Genomic DNA, 18,866 nt, shown 5'->3' on the forward strand with positions numbered 1-18,866 from the left:
GCGGTACCATGAAGCCTGATGGAGTAAACCCCGCTCAAACGAGCGGGGTTAAGGTGAGCGTTTCAGATTGTCTTATTTCTACCTGCAAAGATACCAACTAGTGCCATAATTGCAGCCAATAAAATCCCTGCGTACAACGTTGAGAGCCAACTTCCTGATAGTGCATACATTTTACCAGCCAGGGCAGGTCCAAATGCTCCAATCAGGAAGTTAACACACTGAGCCATACCTGATAGTGATGCGGCTTCTTGTGGGCTGGATGTTCTGAGACCGATGAACATCAGTGAAAGGATCAATGCTCCCCCACTTCCCATTCCAAATATAAAAGCCCAAATAAACGCAAATGATGGCTGATAAATAAATCCGCCCAGCGCCACTAACTGAAGAATGCTCAAAAGAGCCGCAGCAATACGTTGATCCTTCATTCTGGCAACAATTGGACCAAGGACTAACCCAGGCACGATTGAGGCAAGTTGCATAAAGCCATGTATAGATCCTGCCGCTTCTCTGGTGTTACCTGCGTCCGTTAAAATAGAAGGTAACCAGGTCACAATTGCATAAAATATTATGGAATTCAGTGACATGAATAAGGTCACTTGCCACCCTAGGATCGAGGACCAAACGTTTTTGTTGCTCTTCCCAAGGGAAGTTGTTATGGGAGATAGATTACCTTCCCGGCCTATTCTTAAGGTCACTAGAAGTAGCGCAATGCCAGGGAAAATCAACGAGCATACCAGCGCGGTCTGCCATCCAAAATAGTTCATCAGAGGCACCGCTGTTGCTGATGTTAAAGCAGCTGAAAGCCCGATAGCCATTCCATAATTGCCGGTAACTTTGGCAATTTTATTTGGGAAGTCGCGTTTTACCATTCCTGGTAGCAGAACGTTACCTATAGCGATGCTAACGCCAATCAACACTGTGCCAAAGTATAATTGCCATTCCTGTCCTGCGGATCGTATGCAAACGCCAACAATCATAATAAGCAGAGCTATTACAATTGATTTTTCAAAACCGATATACCGGGACAGTTTTCCTGCAAAAGGAGCAATCAGTCCTAACGCTATCAGAGGGAAGGCGGTTATGAAACCCGCCATAGTACTTGTCATTGATAATTCTGACTGGAGTGTTTGCACCAGGGGGCCTACACCCAGTATTGGGGCTCTAAGAGTCGTTGCAATTGCCAGCAAGCCGATAAGTATCAACGCTGGCTTTTTGACTTGTGCCGCGAGATGTTTTTGTTCCATGAAAAGTCTCTATATGTATTAACGTTGGCCTAAGGTAACAATTTGTACGATGGGGTAATATAGATATAATGACTTCCTATACCTAAAAACGGACAAAATGATGAAGCCAGAACGAATGCCTAAACTTTGGGATTTTGATGGAAATGATACTCTGGGACCAGTTGCAGGGATGAAGATTGGTATGCACGTGGATGAACAACTTCCATTCCATGTTCACCGGCATGGTCAGCTTGTTATGTCTCTATCTGGCGCTGTTTCTTGCGAAGTTGTAAACGAACTCTGGATGGTTCCACCTCAATGCTGTGTCTGGATTCCTGGTGATATGCCACATAGTATTCGTGCTACAACGGATGTCAGGCTATGTATGCTTTTTATTGAGTCTGTGTTTTCTGCAGTATTACCACACTGTTGCTGTACCATCTCCGTTTCTCCATTAGTGCGTGAGCTAATTTTAGATATTACTGAACAGCCATCAGATTATATGAAGGGCAGTTTGACGTTTCTTAAAGCTTCAGTCCTTCTTGAAGAATTGAGCAAGATGCCTATTGAAAATTTTTGTTTACCAATATCTAAAGAACCTAGACTAACAAAGATAATAGAGACATGGCTGGCAGATCCTTCAGACAGAAGAACATTGGCTGAGTGGAGTAAATATCTAGGTATGAGCAGCAGAACATTATCACGATTAGTAGTGAAAGAGACAGGATTAACTTTTGGCAAATGGCATCGACAATTGCATTTAAGCATTGCTATGCGAAATCTATCTAAAGGGGACTCAGTTCAAAGAGTAGCTAATGATTTAGGTTATGATTCAGTAAATGCATTTATAACAATGTTCAAAAATTTAGCAGGAAAACCACCTGGAAGATACTTTGCGGATCGAGGCTAAATTATTCTTTGATAATTTCTTTTACAAAGTGTGCCATGGGTAATGATAAATTACACCGTATTTTATACTGGAAATTAATATGTGTGCATTATTCCTACATGCACCATACAAGTGCCATAAATATATTTAATATGCTTCAATCGTGAATTTTTACAGTAAGTTTGAAATATATCAGTTTGATATCAGTCATGTTGACATATGCGGCTAATATGAGATACATATATTTTCAGATTGCTTTCTGCAACTTTCCTCTTGTTTTCACTTGCTATTGTCACTAACAACCCATCTATTCTCTTGTCATGAATCTTTAGTTCTTTATGGCATTTGGTACAAATGAGTTTTACATTTTTACCTTCGTCACATTTTTCGTAGCGACAAGATCTTTCATTACTTGTTATTTTTTGTATTTTTCCTAATTTAACAAGGTTTGCGACCGCTTTATATATCATTGATTGTGGTATATCATATCCTTTTGCTAAGCAAAATTTGAATATTTCTGTAACGGTAAAGTCTCCTGTATCTAGTTCATTAATTACTTTGAATATCATCTGATCATATATTGTCGCATTTTTCATATTAATATTTACTTGCTTTTAATGAGTTGATTAGGTTTAAATGTAAGTTTATGGTTTGCTAAAATTAATTCTTTCAGTAGGTGTTATCATGTTTATAAATTTAAATGCTCAAGAGGTTGTGGTTGTAAATACTATCGATATGGCTGGAGAGGAAAAATTAACAGCCATGGATGTTTATAATTCTCTACAGTCAAGTAATAAAATCGCGCAGTCTACCGTGTATAATATACTCAGGCGCCTGGTACATAAAGGAGTGCTAATAAAAGTACTAACTTTATCTAACGATGCTTTTTATGAAATCAAAAAAATAGAAAGGAGTAAGCATATCTCTTACATCTATCCAAGAAAGATCATTGAACTTACTGATACTCGCCTTGATACCTTAATAAGTCAAATTGCCGCTGAGCTTGATGCGAAAATGCTGGATTATGAAATATCTTTAATTCTTAAGTAGAGTCAGAATATGAAGCAGAACGTGTCAACGTACTGCCTCATATTTTTTAGCTCACTCTTTCTTTGGCAAAAATACTGTCATTAATCCAATCAGAGGCAGGAAAGAACATAGTTGGAAGACCGTGTCGATTCCAGAATGATCAGCAATAACACCTAGCCCTGCTGCACCAAGTCCACCCATGCCAAATGCAAACCCAAAGAACAGACCTGAGATCATACCAATGCGGCCAGGTACGAGTTCCTGAGCAAATACTAATATTGCTGAAAATGCAGATGAAAGTACCAGACCAATTATTATTGTAAATAAACAGGTCATTTCCAGATTCAGATATGGCAGAAAAAGACTAAATGGCGCAGCGCCCAGGATTGAACACCATATAACCTTTTTCCTTCCGAAGCGATCCCCTAGTGGCCCTCCAATTACCGTTCCGGCTGCAGCTGCAAACAGAAAAGCAAAAAGATAGAGCTGTGCCTTTTGCACAGGCAAATTAAACTTGTTGATGAGATAGAAGGTGTAGTAACTACTCAAGCTTGACATGTATACAAACTTGGAAAATATCAATATCAGCAAGACACTGATGCCAGTGATAATCGTTTTTCTCGGAAAAGGTGATATTTCACTTGCAGCATTTGCAGGCCCTGTGTTTTTAGTCTGTACCCTGTACCATCGGCTAACCTGCATTAAAATAATCATAGCTAGCAAGGCTGCCAGCACAAACCATGCCACATGACCTTTGCCGTACGGTGCAATAATTATCGCAGCCAGTAAGGGCCCTAAAGCGCTACCAAGATTACCCCCGACCTGGAATAGTGACTGAGCCAGCCCGTGTCTGCCGCCTGAAGCCATTCTTGCTACTCTTGACGATTCGGGATGGAATACAGACGAACCGGTACCTACTAAAGCAGCCGCAATCAGTAATTCAGGATAGGTTTGAGCTAATGAGAGCATAATCAGACCTACGAGTGTAAATCCCATCCCGACAGGTAAAGAACGCGGTTGTGGATATTTATCAGTATAAATGCCAATAAGAGGTTGCAACAGGGAAGACGTGACCTGAAACGTTAATGTAATCAGGCCAATCTGCACAAAGCTGAGTGAAAACTCAGGCTGTAGCAATGGATACAGAGCCAGGAGTAGCGACTGTATCATGTCATTCAATAAATGAGCTGCGCTTATTGCCCCCAATATTTTGAATGACGTTTTCGCTATTTTAGGAATGTGTAGTGGATCGGCAGTGACGGTTTTACTTGAGTTCATTAACATGTTTCCGAAGAGGCATGGTGTTTAACATGACAATATCAGAAGGCCTGATTCCTATCAGGCCGTCTGGCTGTGACAATCAGTTTTTGAAACTCTTTTAGTTATCTTCTGTTTTCGACATAACTACTGTAACTATGGAAGCCGAAAGCAGAACAACGACGCTGAGTGAAATGAAAGCATTCGTCAGACCAATAAAATGCGCTGCATAACCAATCAACGCTGGCCCAAGCAATACCCCTAGGTACCCGAGAATACTTGCTGCTGATATAGCCAGTGTTGCTGGCATCGATTTTTGACGCCCAGCCAAAGAAAACAGTACAGGGACGACATTACCGGCAGCAAAACCAGCCACTGCCATTGCAGCAAGAACCCACTCGTAAGTGTTGAAAACAGTCGCAAGGTAAATACCAATAGCGGTGAATACCACTCCGGAAAGGAGCATGGATTTTTCACCCATAATGGTAACCACGCGGTCGCCGATAAAGCGGCTCAACGCCATAGCGATTGCAAACACCACATATCCTGTTCCTGCCACACCAGCTGCCACGTTTTTCACTTGAATCAGGAAGATAGCTCCCCAGTCAAGCATGGCTCCTTCCGCAAGGAAAATAATCATTGCGAGCACACCGATCCCAATAACCTTGCCTTTTGGCACCACGAAAAGTGGATGATCTTCTGTCGAGCGGTTGGTGAAAAAACCCGATGCAGCTAAAGAGATACTAATCAATACAACCAGCGCGGCTGCACCAGCGGCGATTTTGATATCCAGTCCTGAAGCAATCAGTAACGTAACAAAGCTTGCGCCCGCAAGTCCGCCGATACTGTAGAAGCCGTGAAAGCCAGACATCATTGGACGGCCAGCTGCATTCTGTACTTCAGTGCCATGAATGTTAGCTGCGACGTCCGTTGCGCCAATTGACGCTCCGAAAAGAAGCAAGGTCAGGCCCAGTGCTATTGGTGTAGAAACCATTGCAAGTAATGGCAAAGCAATAAATAAACCACACGCACCCGCAAGGATTATTTTTTTGCTGCCGACTTTACCTGCGAGCCCACCCGCAGTAGGCATACCAACCACGGCACCAAGTCCCAGGCAAAGCAGAATTGAACCCAACATGGCAGAATCAGCATGGATCCGTTGTTGAGCATAAGGTACTAAAGGTGCCCAGCAGGAGAGGCTAAAACCTGCTATAAAAAATGCTACACGTGTAGACCATTTCGCGGAACTCAGCTTTTTAGCAAGCTGAGCGTCGTTGATGCTATCAACGTTGCTTTCATTTTGACTCATAATCATTCTGTTCCTGATAATCATTTCGATTGAGGACAGATTCTACGTATTGTATGCTTGGTAAAATTTATCTGTTATGACGAAATATGTCGATAAATCGCCAAAATTCAGCTAACCCTGATAATGCTGCTGCTCTGATCGTAGGTCAGACAGAAATTTGTGAACCTTACACAACGGCACAACATAGTCATCAGCGGCATCAATTGATTTATGCCACCCGTGGGGTGGTTCATATGTCTACTGCTGTTGGGGAGTGGATCTTGCCACCGAGTCGTGCGCTATGGATCAGCGGCGGCACTAAGCATGCACTTACGGTCAAGCGCCCGGCAGAAATCAATATTCTTTATATTGACCCAGTTATCTATCCATTCACTAGCTTTGCTCAATGTTGTGTCGTTGAGGTCACCGCCCTGGTACGGGAGTTGATTGCAACCTGTTCCCAACATGCCTGGGATTATGAAACTAATACGCCTGAATACAGGCTTTCTACAGTCTTGATCGACCAGATCAAAAAGCTTGATCTCTCTCCGCTTGATTTGAATCTTCCCAGAGATGAGCGCGCGCTGAGAGTGATAGAGCTCTTAAAAAAAGACCCGGGAAACCGGGATCCTCTTAACGTGCTCGCTCGCGAAGTGGGGGCGAGTGCACGTACGATTGAGCGCATTTTCTCAAAGGAAACGCATCTATCTTTTGGCGCATGGAGACACCGTCACCGTATGCTGTTCGCCGTCGAAAAGCTGGCTTACGGTGAAAATGTCACCCGAGTCGCACTTGAGGCAGGCTATGAATCATCCTCAAGCTTTATTGCCTCTTTTCGGGCGATGTTTGGCACTACGCCATCGCGCTATTTCCGATTTGAATCAGCGGCTTCGAATTAGCCATAAAAAGAATGGAACGCCAACTAATGCCGCGATTAAGCCCGCAGGTAATTGCCATGGAAACACAGCCATTCTACCTACCCAGTCTGATACGACCATCAGACTGGCTCCTGCCAGGCCTGCTATTGCCAACTGTCCCGTCACTCTCCTGAAGCCCAGATATCTGGCAATATGCGGAGCCATAAGGCCGACAAAACTTAGTGGGCCGACAATGAAAATGGAAAGGGCGGTTAGCACAGCCGCAAGTGACATTAACGCGAGACGGCTCAGTGACAGGGGCACTCCTAATGAACGCGCAACAACCCCGCCAAATGGAAGTAATGACAGCCATCGATGAACCAGCGGAATACAAAAGGTAAGCACTAGCGCAGCCAGAGACACGCTAATAGCTTTTTCAGCCGTTAAACCATATGTTGAACCCGCAAACCACGATAGCAGCATGGAGGTTCTGGGATCGCCACCTGAAATCATAAGCATTAGTAAAGCCAGAAATGCAGCGTTTAGTGCCATCCCGGTTAACATCATACGTTGGGGAGAAAAATCTCTGATACCAGCTATGGTGGTAACAATGATCAGCGTGGCCACTGAACCCAGACAGGCTGCAGGAAAATACCAGGCTGTTATGTTTCCAGGAAATGCCAGCATTCCAATCACCATACCTGCTGCCGCACCGGTACTTACGCCCATGACCTCCGGGCTGGCTACCGGGTTTCCGGTCAGGCGTTGAATAATACAACCAGCAAGGGCGAGCATGATTCCTGCAGAAAACGCGCCAAGTACCCGTGGGATTCGGAACGAAAGCACGGATTCTGTAGCCCAGGCCCAGCCGTTAGCATTTTTCCCCAGCCCTGATGCTAATAGCGTCAGGGCTGAAAGCATAATTACACCTGACAAAAGCCATTTTTTCAGGCTTCTTTTGGAAGCTGAATAGTTTTCAGATTCCCCGGCTGTTGAATACATACGCTCTTTGAGCCTGGGAAGTAATAAAATGAGCCCTGGTGCACCAACAACGGCCGTGACAGTGCCAGTAGGGATCTCCTTCCAGTAAGATGCCAGTAAAATGACGATTTGATCCGAAATGAAAAGCAACAGCGCGCCGGTTACTGGCACCATCATGATCAGCGTTACCAGACGTCTAACACCAAGTAGCCTTGTAATTAGAGGCGCAAATAGCCCGATGAATCCAATGATGCCAACAGATGTCACCAGAGTAGCCGTAAGGTATATGCCTACCAGAAGCGCAAAGGGCCGTATGAGCTGAAGCTTAAGCCCCAGGTTTCTGGACATCATTTCATCCATGCCAAGTAACGTCAGGGGCCGATGTAGCGTTAGAATAATGATGAAAGAAATCAACAACTGCGGAAGCAGGCGCAGGACGACTGCCCAGTCAGTTTGCGTCAGCGAACCTGTTCCCCACAGAAGAACGCTCTGTAATCTTTCGTGAAAATACAGACCAATCAGTTGGCTGACAGCGCTGCAGTAAAGGGTCAGGACTAACCCTATAAGAATCAACCCTACCGGAGAAAGCTGTTTTCCTCGCGTCATAAACGCGATGACAGCCCCCATAAAAACAGCGCCAAGGAGCGAACCCGTACCTGGAGAAATTATATTACAACCCCAGAGAGTCGCCATTGTCATGCCTAGCTGAGCCCCGTTAGCAATACCTAGTGTTGAGGGTTCTGCCAGAGGATTACGTAGCACCTGCTGGAAAAGCAGACCGGCCAGCCCAAGCCCTGCACCGATCATCACAGACATCGCTGAACGGGGTAAAAAACTGTACTGAAGTAAGGTTATTTCAACCGCGTAATGTGTATTAAAAGGACTGTAAGCAGCCCACAACTCTATCGGTAAAATGTGATTTACGTTGAAAATGACTAAGATACTGGCCGTTATCACCGCGACGGGTAAGGTGGATAAGCGAAGAGAAATCATATCTCCTCCAGAATTGCATCAAGCAGATGGCAAAAGCGCAGCGCTGTTACTGGACCTCCGTAATACCAGATACCGGGCACCCGTCTGAAACGCTCTTCTTTTACAAAAGGCATCATCTTCCAGAGTGCGGTATCTGCAAGGTTTGCCATTGTTGTATCATCATTTTCAGTGAAGCAAATAACCTCGGTTTCTTGCAGACCTATTAGTTGTTCTATCCCAACGACCGCACTTCCCCAGAAACTGGTGTCTCCCTGCCATCCTCCCGGAATACCTGCTTTGCTCATAACCTCAAGAAACAGGCTATTTTGTCCAAAAACCAGAGCATGTCGCTGGTCAACAAGCGACATTAAAAGTAGTGGTCTTCTTTTCTTTTGAGCATATTTAAGCCTCAGTGCAGAGATTTCTGACTCGATGGTAGCAATTATTGCTTTCGCCCTGTCGTATCGACCTAATCGGACAGAGAGCGCCGTCAGGGATTGGCAGGACGTTGTGAGCGGTCTGCCATTTTTATCGCTGTATACAAGACCAAAAGATGGGGCAATCGAGTTATATACTGACGGTGAAGGGCCGTAACCTTCCGCGTAAACGATAAGATCGGGTTGCATCGCTGCTAAAAGTTCCGTATTTGGCTCTGTTCTTAAACCGAGTTCCGTGGAGCCATCAGGCAAGACGGGCTCCTTAACCAGTGATCGGTAATTCTCAATTTCTGATACAGCAAAGGGCATAACACCCAGCGTCAGAAGCATTTCAACAGCCAGCCATTCTGTGGCTGCTATTCGCTGCAGATCGCGCGAGGGAGCGGGACTTTTACCGACCGCAGGTAACCCCAGGAATAAGGATAAGCCAGCCAGATACTTTAAAAATTGCCGACGTTTAAAATCTGCCACTGCAGGGGAGGGGTTATTACTGAACATAACAGACAGGATGCCCTTCAACCGGATGGGAAAAGGTACCCATCTGAATACCATAAATAGTATTTAATGACGCCGGTGTAACAATCTCAGCGGGCGAACCCAGAGCAATTAAATGTCCGGATTTAAGCGCGAGAAGATTACTGCAATATCGGGCTGCCATATTTATATCGTGCAGTACCGCGATGATTGTGATTTCCTTTAGATGGCATAATTTTTTTAGCAGACACAATATTTCAGACTGCTGGGCAATATCCAGCGCTGAGGTCGGCTCATCAAGTAAAAGACATTTAGTGTCTTGTGCAAGAGTCATCGCAATCCATGCTCTTTGCCTTTCACCGCCGGACAAAGAGTCAACCAGCCTCTTAGAGAGTCGTGACAGTCCTGTGTCAGCGATTGCTTCATCAACTTTCTGCATATCGTATTGGGTAAATCGGCCCAGTGCGCCATGCCAGGGATAGCGTCCTAATGAAACCAACTCCCTGACTGTCATGCCCTGTGCGGCAGGGAGGTGCTGAGGTAGGTATGCAACTTCGCGCGCAAATTCAGCATGTCCCCATTGCTCGACAGGACGTCCCTGAAATATAAGACTCCCCGTTGAAGGAGAAAGATGTTTGCCAAATAGCCTGAGCAGCGTTGATTTACCCGAGCCATTATGCCCTATCAGGGCGTTAAATTCCCCGCCTGGGATAGTGACCGAGGATGGATATAATAATTGTTGTCCGTTAATTTGAAATGCTGCTTCTGACAATAGAAATAGCGCATTGTGTTTTATCGTATTGTTCATCAGACCCTGTAAAGCGGGCAGGTGCCTGCCCGTTTACCCTCAGAAATGGAACGTGGCAGTGGCTGTCATCTGGCGCCCAGCGCCACGGAAACAGCCATAGTCGGCAAAACAGCTTGAAACGTATTTTCGGTCCAGAATATTAGTAACGTTAAGAGCAATGTTTGCCCCTCTCAGTCCGAGCTGGCTAAGTTCATAGCTAACCAGTCCGTTCCAGACGGCAACACTACCCACTTTGAACGTATTCTCTGAATCCCCCCAACTGGAGCCAATAAAACGCCCTCCGCTTCCAAGGGTCAACCCATTCAGTGCTCCCTGACTGAAGGTGTAGTCGAGCCAGAGGGAAGCCTGATGTTCAGGAACCTGATCAGGCGTCTTTCCCTTTAGTTGTGTGTCTTTGGTATATTCAGCGTGTGTATAGCTGTATGAGGAAATTAAGTTCAGATTATCCGTTAATCCGGCTTTCGCTTCGAGTTCAATACCCTGGACTTCAATTTCACCAGCGGCCACTTTAAACAGAGGGTTATCTGGGTCTGTTGTCAGATTATGCGTTTTGGTGAGTTGATATACTGCTGCACTGAGCATGGCAGAACGTCCATGTGGCACATAGCGCACGCCCGCTTCGTACTGTTCACCTCGTGATGGTGCATAGGAGACCGGAGGAGTTGAAGATAACCCGAAGCTGTTAGGTTCAAATGACTGGCTGTAGCTGATGTAAGGTGTGATGCCATTATCAAACAGGTAATTTAATCCACTCCGCCAGGTAAACTGATGGTCGTTTCGGGAGATACCGGTATTTGTCTGGCGAAGATAGGTTTCCTGACGTGACCAGTCATAGCGTCCCCCCAGCGTGAGCAACCAGTTTTCATACTGCGCCTGATCCTGTACATAAATACCTGTCTGACGAGTCTTGTCATGCGCATAAGGTTCTGCGTCACCAAAAGCAAAATCATTCTGCTCTGGATTATACAAATCCAGAGATGTCGCAGAACCATACAGGTTACTGATGTCATTGTTTAAATTTCTGTAATCGATACCTGATAAAAGAGTGTGGTCAATATTCGCTGTGTGAAAATCACTCTCAAGCTGAGTATCCACAGAGAAACTATTCATCCGCTCGTTATCAATAAATTGCCCGCGCGAGATCGTGTGATTTAAATCGGCAGAAGGTACATCAGGGCAATCAGTCGTGGAGCAAATTCCTCTTCCATAGACACTTTGCTGTGACGTTTTGACTCTGGAATAACGCAGGTTCTGCCTGAACGTATAGTTGTCGGACAATACCCGTTCGAAGCTATATCCTACGGATCGCTGGTAACGTGACCAGGTATTATTGGGTGCGCTGTCGTCAAAATCGTCAGGCAGTCTAACCCCGTCAGGCAACGGATCTAAAGTACCTTGTCTTGGCATCCATCCATAATATCCCACCTCAGGTTCGTTCTGAATGTTGGACAAGAATGTAAACGTTGTGTTTTCGTCCGGACGCCAGGTAAAAGAAGGCGCTATTGCGAAACGCCGCTGCCTTGAAAGGCTTTGTTCCTCATCGGAAGAACGGGCCATCCCTGTAATCCTGAAGGCGTAAATCCCCAGGTCATCCAGCGTGTCACCGAAATCGAAACCAGTTTGCATGAGGTTATTCGATCCCATTTTAAACTGCACTTCGCGTACTGGAGTGTAGATCGGGCGCTTGCTTACCATCGAAACAATGCCACCAGGATTACTCATTCCATACAGAACTGAGGCGGGGCCTCGAAGTACCTCAATCCGTTCGAGCAAATAGGGTTCGGTCGACATCTCGTTCCAGTTGTCGCCAGTGAGTTTGAGGCCATCCAGATAGTTGTTTTGTCCCTGTCCGGATGAAAAACCACGAATCTTAACCATATCAAAAGCGTTAGAGCTACCTCTGTCAGATACGGTTACTCCTGGCGTATATCCGAGCGCGTCCTTTAACGATTTAGGCTGCAAAATATCGATTTCTTTTCGGGTGATCACGGAAATGGACTGGGGGATATTTTTTATATCAGAACTGGTTTTTGTACCCGTAGCCGACTTTTTGGATACCAGCCCAGGAGTTGCTCCCCAGGGGTCTTCGCTGCTGTTTTTTTCAGCATCAGCGCTGACCAGAATGCTATCTTCTGCGTATACGGTGTTTGCTGTAAGAGCTGACAGTAAGGCGATTTTCAGGGTTACAAAAAGGGGGCTTAGTCCAGATACTTTGCGAGACGCGTTTACAGAAGAGCGATACATGTTTTGTTCCTGGTATAAACAACCTGAATGCCAATGAGAGTGATTTTTATTCACATCGCAGGGCGGAGTGGCCCCGGTTTGATCGTGGATACAGTATTATTTTGTTCTGGCAGAGAATATTGATAAAGCGACAAATAACATTGCTATCTCGCCATGCTGAACTTTAAAACGAAAGGTGAAGGATTTATATGATAAGAGGGAGTGTTTCACCTTGGTACAATAGGCGTTAAATGAAAAATTAGCGCTTAAGAATGTAGGTTTTACGACATCATATGTTTAATTGTCGCCAGCGACACAAGTAATTAATTGATAAATATGCGCCAAATCAATTGGTTATGTCTGGCAATCTTTATTTGGGCATTCAATTTGTGATTGACCCAATAAAGATGGAGCCTTAACATAGTATTAACTTACTGTGCAGGTGAACTGATAGTTCAGCACATTCCTTAAATGATTCAGTAGAATCATTAGCAATGTGAGGATACTCATGAAAATTCAACTGTCAGGTTTCTGTGTAATATTTAAATCAGTTATTCATTCTGTTTTGACTCCATTAAATCAAAGAAAACGTTGCCGCTCAGATGATTTTTTTTAACGCTAACGCTGGTTTTGCTCGTTTTTGCTGAGCTCTATTTGAAGCAGTCTACACATTCTCTGCATCATTCCTGGCGCTCTGCGTGGAATTGAAAATTAGATAACGATGGTTTAAATATGAAACAGATAGATCAAAAAAAGAACATTCTCATTTGTGGATCAGGTATTGCCGGACCAACACTGGCATTTTGGTTAGCTAAGCAAGGGCATAAGGTCACTGTCGTTGAGCGAGCATCAAGCTTACGCTTAACGGGGCAAACTGTAGACATTCGCGATGAAGGCCGTGATGTGGTTGAGCGCATGGGGCTTCTTAAAGACATTTCAGAATTAATGACAAATGAAGAGGGTTTGCGCTTCGTTGACAGCAAAAATATCATTCAGGCTGAATATCCAAGTGCAGGTGGGAAGAAGTCATTTGTTACAGATATAGAAATACTCAGAGCCGACTTATCGACGCTTCTGCTGAAATCGACACAAGATGATGTTGAGTATATTTTTGGAGATTACGTCACTTCCTGTCACGAGAATGAAGCTGAAGTCATTGTTAACTTCAAAAATCATGCTCAGAGAACTTTTGACCTTATGGTTATTGCTGAAGGTATGCGGTCATCCACGCGCGAACTCGTTTTTGGTAAGGTTCCTGTTCATCACATTGGTCTATACACTGCCTATTTTGCGATGCCTTATCAGCCTCAGGATGGGACATGGGTGCGCTGGAACAATTGTACGGGTGGAAAGTCTATTCTGTTACGCCCGGACCAGGGACGCTCAACCCGGGCATATCTGTATATCAGAAGCAGTAATCGAGGCATTGACCTTACAGGCCGAAGTGCCGTTAATAGCTTCATAAAAAGCACTTTCAGGAACGATGGCTGGGAAGCACCACGCATACTTGAAGAACTTGATAAAACTGACGATATCTTCTTTGAAGATCTTGGGCAGATACGAATGGACTCATGGTCCAGGGGAAGAGTCGTATTGCTTGGGGATGCGGCTTATTGCGCGACGCCTGTAAGTGGTATGGGTACCACTCTTTCAATCGTAGGTGCATATATTTTGGCCAAGTCACTGTTGACCAGTGAGGATCATCATGCTGCATACAAAGCGTACGAGCAAAAAATGCGACCCTATGTGCAACAAGCTCAGTCGATAAAACCCTGGACTATACGACTCGAACAACCTTCAACCAAACTGGGTATTGCGCTATTTTATAGGTGGAAGCGACTAGAAAAGACGAAGCTCATGCAGTTCCTTATGAGTCCTTTTGGGCCTAAAAGAGAGCATGTGGATTTTTTGGGCGCTCCCATCGTTTACGACACAGACATCACTCGCACACCTGAGAAATCAACTTTGTAGGAAATAGATTCAGTCAGCGAGAGCTAAGCGAGTCGCTGACTGCGTTGCTATTGATTTAATTTACTACTCGAATACATTTGCAAAGAGAATTAGTTTCGATTACAGGCCTTGATATGATTAAGCAAAAAACTATCAGAACCTCTGTTTCAATGACAGGCATAGGGTTACATAGTGGATTAAAAGTCCAAATGAATGTCATTCCTGCAGGAATCAATACGGGGATCGTTTTTCGTCGTGTTGATCTGCACCCAGCAGTCGATATTCCTTTACGTGCCGAAAGTATTAATGAAACGACGCTTGCTACTACTATCTTCAATGATGATGGTGTACGAGTTTCAACAATCGAACATTTACTCTCGGCAATATCTGGGTTAGGAATCGATAATCTTTTGATCGAACTTAACGCAGGTGAAATTCCCATTGTAGATGGAAGTTCTGCGCCATTTGTATATTTACTGCTCAATGATGCAGGTGTCATTGAGCAGAGTGCCCCTAAGAAATTCCTAAAAATTAACGAAGAAATACGTGTAGAGCTTGACGATAAATGGGCAACCTTAGCCCCCTTTAACGGTTTTCACCTGGATTTTACTATTGATTTTAATCATCCAGCGATAAGTTCGGACAATAAAAGATATACAACCACCTTGAATCCTGAAGTTTATATCGCTGAAATCTCCCGGGCCCGTACGTTCGGTTTCTTGCGCGACGTTGAGTATCTTCAGTCGAAGGGCTTGGGTCTGGGTGCGAGTTTAGACAATGCAATTGGCCTTGATGAGTTCCGGGTGCTGAATAAAGACGGGCTGCGATACGAAGATGAGTTTGTCCGACATAAAACACTCGATGCAATAGGAGATCTTTTTGTCTGCGGCTATAACATTTTGGGCGCGTTCACCGCATATAAATCCGGTCATGCTCTTAACAATCTCCTCATCAGAAGTGTTCTACAAAATCAACAGTCCTGGGAGTTCGTACAGTTAGATACTGCGCCGTTTTCCGAAGTGCTGACAGATTCCATGATAGAGCTTGCTTACGCCAGATAGTTTTTTCTATACAACTTTATTGCCAGAACATGGCTTAGGAATCGGGCAGCCCTTGTGGCTGCACTTGAGGTCAAGCGGCACTGGAGCCTATCATAATTTATAATCGCTGCAGTAAATGATTAACTCCCTCTGATGCAGCATCAACTGCGCCCGCAAGATAACCTGAAAATTGTGGCGACCATTCACTGGCAATCCCCGTCATTTTACCTGCCCAAACTCCGTTCACTGGCGTCTGTTCAGGTAATGAATGCCCAAACTCCTGCCGCAAATCCTGTTTTGTCGCCGTAAAAGGATCGGCTGCCCAGTCTTTTATAAATTCTCTTAGTGGGTCTGCCGCAGACTGGCCAAACAATCGTACAAGCTGTTCCCGGCACATCTGCATAAGTACAGCTTCAGAGACTTTCCTTCTCGCTTGTGCTGGCACACCGATAAAACCAAATATCGCGGTGATACCTGATTCTGGCTCGGACACATCGTGAATTTCTACCATAGGCCCAATCTGACTGCTTGCATCACCAGAGAGATTTTGTTGCTGCAGGAAATCTTTATTATATAAGGCGACATATTTAGCATGGGGAGCCATCCATGTTGGGATCTTACTCCAGCCTGTAAGCAGCCCATCTGGCAACGCCGGTTTGAAGTCAATTCTTGCCGCCTGTGCGGGTGGCAGAGCCAGCAGGAGGTGATCACAGGCGTAGGCCATGCTTTTACCATTTTCCGCTCGGCTCTGCACCAGTACTTCTTCACCCTTACTGGAGACTGCCATAACCTGCTGGCCGAGCATAATTTTCCCGGACGGGATCTGACTTTTCAACGCAGATGTCAGGGCCTGCATACCGCCTTTTAGCCTGAATGATGGTGGTGATGTTTCATACGATGGATAACGTTGTGGTGCAGAATGGCAATGGCGTTCAAACATCATTTCTCCCGGGCGAGTCTGCGGGATAAGAGAGAGATCGAGCGCATTAACAAGGCGCGCGAGTTCGGGCTGCATATCAGGCCAGAACCATGTAGCACCCATATCGACATGAAGTCCGTCAGGGGTGTTTGCTAACATCTGGCTTGAAAGGACACGCCCGCCGGTTCTTTCTCTTGCCTCGAGTATCGTACAGGCCACACCCGCCTTTTGAAGTAATGTCGCGGCGTATAAACCACTCACGCCTGCGCCGATAATAACAACTTTGCCGCTCATGAAGTGACTCCGAACAGGGTTTCTGGGCTAAGATGTCCCGTTTTCAAATAGAGAAGAGTATCCGTCCCAGCGGCCAGCAATGCGGGCATATCTCCTGGCGGCAGCCGTAACCAACTACCTTTCTCATATTCGCCTTGCGGATCTGTGAGAGTCCCTTCCAGTATCATCAGCTCTGCTCCTCCAGTCAGGGGAGTACAAAAAAGACGCTCTCCAGGCGCGATTTTCAGTAGCATGACGGTTTCAGATGTGCTGGAGAAAAGAGGGCATACTTGTCTTCCCGGTTGACCGTGCCAGTTCGACATATCCTTCGTATTGATTCTTAAAGGCTGCCGTTCTTCAGGATTCATCTGGCGCAGCTTCACGAAAATAGTCGTACCGCCATGACTCGAAGGTTGGTGAGAAGAACCATCCGGGCTGCGCAGGTACCAGCCTGCCGGATAATTTGTCCCGTTCTCAGTAAAGATGCCGCTCAGGACAAGAATTTCTTCTCCACCAGGGTGATTGTGTACAGGAAACATAGAGTCAGGGGCATACCTGACAAGACTGGTCGCGCGGGCCTGCTCGCGGCCGATTCTGTCGAGCATCACTCGTTCGACACCAGGCTGAGGGGAAGCTACCCACTGGTAGCGGTCAGGCGTCATTACAGCACGCTGTGAAAAATCTGAATTCAGTAACATCATATTCATAATATGGCACCCTTGCAGGTGCCCTTTAGGGGTTATTTGTTCGGCAGGCTGTCGTAAACATCCAGGGCACGTGCAGTGTATGTCAGCGCTGCACCAGTGTTCAGGTTAATGGCGACGGCCAATGCCTCTGCAATCTCTTCTCGGGTGGCTCCGTGCTTAACCGCAGCATCTACATGCACGGCCAGACAACCATCGCAGCGCGTGGTGACGGCGACGGCCAGCGCGATCAGTTCGTGGGTCTTGGGATCGAGATGTTTATTCTCAGATGCGCCTTTGTCCATCTGCTGAAAGCCTTTCATAAATTCTGGCTGTAATTTGGCAAATTTACCGATGGTTGCGAGCAGGCCGCTGCGATATTCATTCCAGTTTAAAAACATGTTGGGCTCCGGTTGGTATAGGTTTCAGATAAAAATGACGTCCCTTGCCAACGTCTCTGGCGCATTAGTAAGGGTGTATATCATTCACTGGGGACGATTATCAGAAAGCCCGGTAACTTCAACAAATCAGATATTCTTGCGAAGCGGTGAAGAAATTCTATGTCGTGAGGTTGGTAGCGGAAGGGGCATCACGCGGTCGAGTAATGCCTGTACCTGGATATTATTCACTTTCCGACAGGACGTCCTGAAGTAGCCAGTCGTGAAAAATATTAACTTCACTACGCATAACCTGCTGCTGCGGGGTCACCAGATAATACGACCATTTTAGCGGCCAGCGATAGTCGGGCTGCAGCTGCGCAAGCTGTCCGGTTTCGATAAGTTTCTTCACCAGAGCATATCGTACGATAGCTACACCACGACCGCTCAGAGCGGACAGAATCACCGCTGAGGTGGAATTGATATGAAGTCCGCTTTCAAGTGCCTCGGGGGCATTCACAGTCTGGAGCACCTCGTCCCACGATGGAAAATCTGCGCCGGGGTGAGGGGTATCATCATAAATAAGCTTTTGCGTGGCCAGCCACTCGCCACAGGTTATTTTGCCTTCCGGAACAAGACGCGGACTGCAAACCAGTACGGCTTCTTCATCCATCAGCCAGGTTTTATTGACGCCCGGCCAATCCCCCTGTCCACAACGGATACCGATATCCGCCTCCCCGTGCGACACGTCCATTAGTTTTTCCGTAACGTTAAGCCGCAGGTCGATACTTTCATGGGTTTCTGAGAACCGGTTCAGTCGTTCCATTAGCCAGTTCATCATCAGTACCTGAGAGGCGGTTACTACGACGACCGAACGCGCGCGACGTCCGCGTAGTTTGTTCAGTCCAGATTCCAGTTTGTCCAATCCCTGGGTGATGTCCAGCAGGGCTTCCTGTGCTTCATCAACCAGCGTCAGGCGCTCCTTCCCTGAACGGGTGCGGTGAAGAAGCGGATGTCCCACCCAGTCTTCCAGTGCGCGGACAAGCTGGCCTACTGCGGCTGGCGTGACGCCCAGCTCCTGTGCCGCGCCAGTAAAACTTCCATGCCGGGCTGTAGCTTCAAAAGCATGCAGCCATTTCAGGCGATTTAGCGATCTCATTTCATATTTCCTGACTCATTATTTTCT

17 protein-coding genes are annotated in these 18,866 nt (G+C 46.0%); 5 read left to right on the top strand and 12 right to left on the bottom strand.

What is annotated here, in order from left to right:
- Positions 1 to 62 precede the first annotated feature (62 nt).
- Entirely contained in the window at positions 63 to 1,244 is a 1,182-nt protein-coding gene (locus LA337_11435) for an MFS transporter (protein ID UBI18254.1), read from the bottom strand.
- Between the two features lie 97 nt (positions 1,245 to 1,341).
- Here LA337_11435 and LA337_11440 point away from each other — a divergent pair, with 97 nt between their 5' ends.
- Positions 1,342 to 2,133, top strand: coding sequence for a helix-turn-helix transcriptional regulator (locus LA337_11440; protein UBI18255.1), 792 nt, complete (start codon positions 1,342 to 1,344; stop codon positions 2,131 to 2,133).
- A gap of 182 nt (positions 2,134 to 2,315) precedes the next feature.
- On the opposite strand, the gene LA337_11445 is transcribed toward LA337_11440, so the two are convergent.
- Complete coding sequence (locus LA337_11445) at positions 2,316 to 2,708, bottom strand: transcriptional repressor (protein UBI18256.1); 393 nt, start codon at positions 2,706 to 2,708, stop codon at positions 2,316 to 2,318.
- A gap of 88 nt (positions 2,709 to 2,796) precedes the next feature.
- On the opposite strand from LA337_11445, the gene LA337_11450 reads away from it, so the two are divergent.
- Positions 2,797 to 3,162, top strand: a complete 366-nt coding sequence (locus LA337_11450) for a transcriptional repressor (protein ID UBI18257.1) — start codon at positions 2,797 to 2,799, stop codon at positions 3,160 to 3,162.
- 51 nt (positions 3,163 to 3,213) lie between these two features.
- Here the strand turns inward: LA337_11450 and LA337_11455 are convergent, their stop codons facing one another.
- Both LA337_11455 and LA337_11460 read right to left on the bottom strand, forming a co-directional pair.
- Complete coding sequence (locus LA337_11455; protein ID UBI18258.1) at positions 3,214 to 4,419, bottom strand: MFS transporter; 1,206 nt, start codon at positions 4,417 to 4,419, stop codon at positions 3,214 to 3,216.
- A 100-nt stretch (positions 4,420 to 4,519) separates the two neighbouring features.
- Positions 4,520 to 5,707: an MFS transporter gene (locus tag LA337_11460; protein ID UBI18259.1), complete on the bottom strand. Its 1,188-nt coding sequence runs from the start codon at positions 5,705 to 5,707 to the stop codon at positions 4,520 to 4,522.
- Positions 5,708 to 5,793: 86 nt separating this feature from the next.
- On the opposite strand from LA337_11460, the gene LA337_11465 reads away from it, so the two are divergent.
- Positions 5,794 to 6,585, top strand: coding sequence for a helix-turn-helix transcriptional regulator (locus tag LA337_11465; GenBank protein ID UBI18260.1), 792 nt, complete (start codon positions 5,794 to 5,796; stop codon positions 6,583 to 6,585).
- On the opposite strand, the gene fhuB is transcribed toward LA337_11465, so the two are convergent.
- Genes fhuB through fhuA form a run of 4 tightly spaced genes read right to left on the bottom strand, consistent with a single transcriptional unit; the run spans position 6,568 to position 12,459 of the window.
- Complete coding sequence (fhuB, locus tag LA337_11470; protein ID UBI18261.1) at positions 6,568 to 8,517, bottom strand: Fe(3+)-hydroxamate ABC transporter permease FhuB; 1,950 nt, start codon at positions 8,515 to 8,517, stop codon at positions 6,568 to 6,570. The two genes, LA337_11465 and fhuB, sit on opposite strands and share 18 nt — an antisense overlap.
- Positions 8,514 to 9,431 carry a Fe(3+)-hydroxamate ABC transporter substrate-binding protein FhuD gene (fhuD, locus tag LA337_11475; protein ID UBI18262.1) on the bottom strand — a complete coding sequence of 306 codons (918 nt, stop codon included), beginning with the start codon at positions 9,429 to 9,431 and terminating at the stop codon, positions 8,514 to 8,516. Before fhuD ends, fhuB begins: the two co-directional genes overlap by 4 nt.
- A complete protein-coding gene (locus LA337_11480) occupies positions 9,421 to 10,215 on the bottom strand; it encodes an ATP-binding cassette domain-containing protein (GenBank protein ID UBI18263.1) in 795 nt (264 codons plus the stop codon). The genes fhuD and LA337_11480 overlap by 11 nt, the downstream gene beginning before the upstream one ends.
- A 39-nt stretch (positions 10,216 to 10,254) precedes the next feature.
- A complete protein-coding gene (gene fhuA, locus LA337_11485; GenBank protein ID UBI18264.1) occupies positions 10,255 to 12,459 on the bottom strand; it encodes a ferrichrome porin FhuA in 2,205 nt (734 codons plus the stop codon).
- 711 nt (positions 12,460 to 13,170) lie between these two features.
- Here fhuA and LA337_11490 point away from each other — a divergent pair.
- A complete protein-coding gene (locus tag LA337_11490; protein ID UBI18265.1) occupies positions 13,171 to 14,409 on the top strand; it encodes an FAD-dependent monooxygenase in 1,239 nt (412 codons plus the stop codon).
- A gap of 113 nt (positions 14,410 to 14,522) precedes the next feature.
- Positions 14,523 to 15,449, top strand: coding sequence for a UDP-3-O-acyl-N-acetylglucosamine deacetylase (lpxC, locus tag LA337_11495; GenBank protein UBI18266.1), 927 nt, complete (start codon positions 14,523 to 14,525; stop codon positions 15,447 to 15,449).
- Between the two features lie 97 nt (positions 15,450 to 15,546).
- Here lpxC and LA337_11500 read toward each other — a convergent pair whose 3' ends face one another.
- From LA337_11500 to LA337_11515, 4 genes are all read right to left on the bottom strand, one after another.
- Positions 15,547 to 16,641 (bottom strand): FAD-dependent oxidoreductase, encoded by a 1,095-nt coding sequence (locus tag LA337_11500; GenBank protein UBI18267.1) that lies wholly within the window; start codon positions 16,639 to 16,641, stop codon positions 15,547 to 15,549.
- The gene (locus LA337_11505) at positions 16,638 to 17,327 is read right to left on the bottom strand and encodes a cupin domain-containing protein (GenBank protein UBI18268.1); all 690 of its coding nucleotides are present in this window, start codon (positions 17,325 to 17,327) and stop codon (positions 16,638 to 16,640) included. Before LA337_11505 ends, LA337_11500 begins: the two co-directional genes overlap by 4 nt.
- A 32-nt stretch (positions 17,328 to 17,359) precedes the next feature.
- On the bottom strand, positions 17,360 to 17,704 hold the full coding sequence (locus tag LA337_11510) for a carboxymuconolactone decarboxylase family protein (protein UBI18269.1): 345 nt from the start codon (positions 17,702 to 17,704) through the stop codon (positions 17,360 to 17,362).
- A gap of 220 nt (positions 17,705 to 17,924) precedes the next feature.
- On the bottom strand, positions 17,925 to 18,839 hold the full coding sequence (locus tag LA337_11515; GenBank protein ID UBI18270.1) for a LysR family transcriptional regulator: 915 nt from the start codon (positions 18,837 to 18,839) through the stop codon (positions 17,925 to 17,927).
- Between the last annotated feature and the right edge of the window lie 27 nt (positions 18,840 to 18,866).

The organism is Citrobacter europaeus, assembly GCA_020099315.1.
In the GTDB taxonomy this organism is placed as follows: domain Bacteria; phylum Pseudomonadota; class Gammaproteobacteria; order Enterobacterales; family Enterobacteriaceae; genus Citrobacter; species Citrobacter europaeus.

Coding starts and splice junctions, on each gene's coding strand:
- LA337_11465 (UBI18260.1), top strand. CDS start 5,794: ATGTCGATAAATCGCCAAAATTCAGCTAACCCTGATAATGCTGCTGCT.
- LA337_11490 (UBI18265.1), top strand. CDS start 13,171: ATGAAACAGATAGATCAAAAAAAGAACATTCTCATTTGTGGATCAGGT.
- lpxC (UBI18266.1), top strand. CDS start 14,523: ATGATTAAGCAAAAAACTATCAGAACCTCTGTTTCAATGACAGGCATA.
- fhuB (UBI18261.1), bottom strand. CDS start 8,517: ATGATTTCTCTTCGCTTATCCACCTTACCCGTCGCGGTGATAACGGCC.
- LA337_11480 (UBI18263.1), bottom strand. CDS start 10,215: ATGAACAATACGATAAAACACAATGCGCTATTTCTATTGTCAGAAGCA.
- LA337_11440 (UBI18255.1), top strand. CDS start 1,342: ATGATGAAGCCAGAACGAATGCCTAAACTTTGGGATTTTGATGGAAAT.
- LA337_11445 (UBI18256.1), bottom strand. CDS start 2,708: ATGAAAAATGCGACAATATATGATCAGATGATATTCAAAGTAATTAAT.
- LA337_11460 (UBI18259.1), bottom strand. CDS start 5,707: ATGAGTCAAAATGAAAGCAACGTTGATAGCATCAACGACGCTCAGCTT.
- LA337_11505 (UBI18268.1), bottom strand. CDS start 17,327: ATGAATATGATGTTACTGAATTCAGATTTTTCACAGCGTGCTGTAATG.
- LA337_11450 (UBI18257.1), top strand. CDS start 2,797: ATGTTTATAAATTTAAATGCTCAAGAGGTTGTGGTTGTAAATACTATC.
- LA337_11515 (UBI18270.1), bottom strand. CDS start 18,839: ATGAGATCGCTAAATCGCCTGAAATGGCTGCATGCTTTTGAAGCTACA.
- LA337_11510 (UBI18269.1), bottom strand. CDS start 17,704: ATGTTTTTAAACTGGAATGAATATCGCAGCGGCCTGCTCGCAACCATC.
- LA337_11500 (UBI18267.1), bottom strand. CDS start 16,641: ATGAGCGGCAAAGTTGTTATTATCGGCGCAGGCGTGAGTGGTTTATAC.
- LA337_11455 (UBI18258.1), bottom strand. CDS start 4,419: ATGAACTCAAGTAAAACCGTCACTGCCGATCCACTACACATTCCTAAA.
- fhuD (UBI18262.1), bottom strand. CDS start 9,431: ATGTTCAGTAATAACCCCTCCCCTGCAGTGGCAGATTTTAAACGTCGG.
- LA337_11435 (UBI18254.1), bottom strand. CDS start 1,244: ATGGAACAAAAACATCTCGCGGCACAAGTCAAAAAGCCAGCGTTGATA.
- fhuA (UBI18264.1), bottom strand. CDS start 12,459: ATGTATCGCTCTTCTGTAAACGCGTCTCGCAAAGTATCTGGACTAAGC.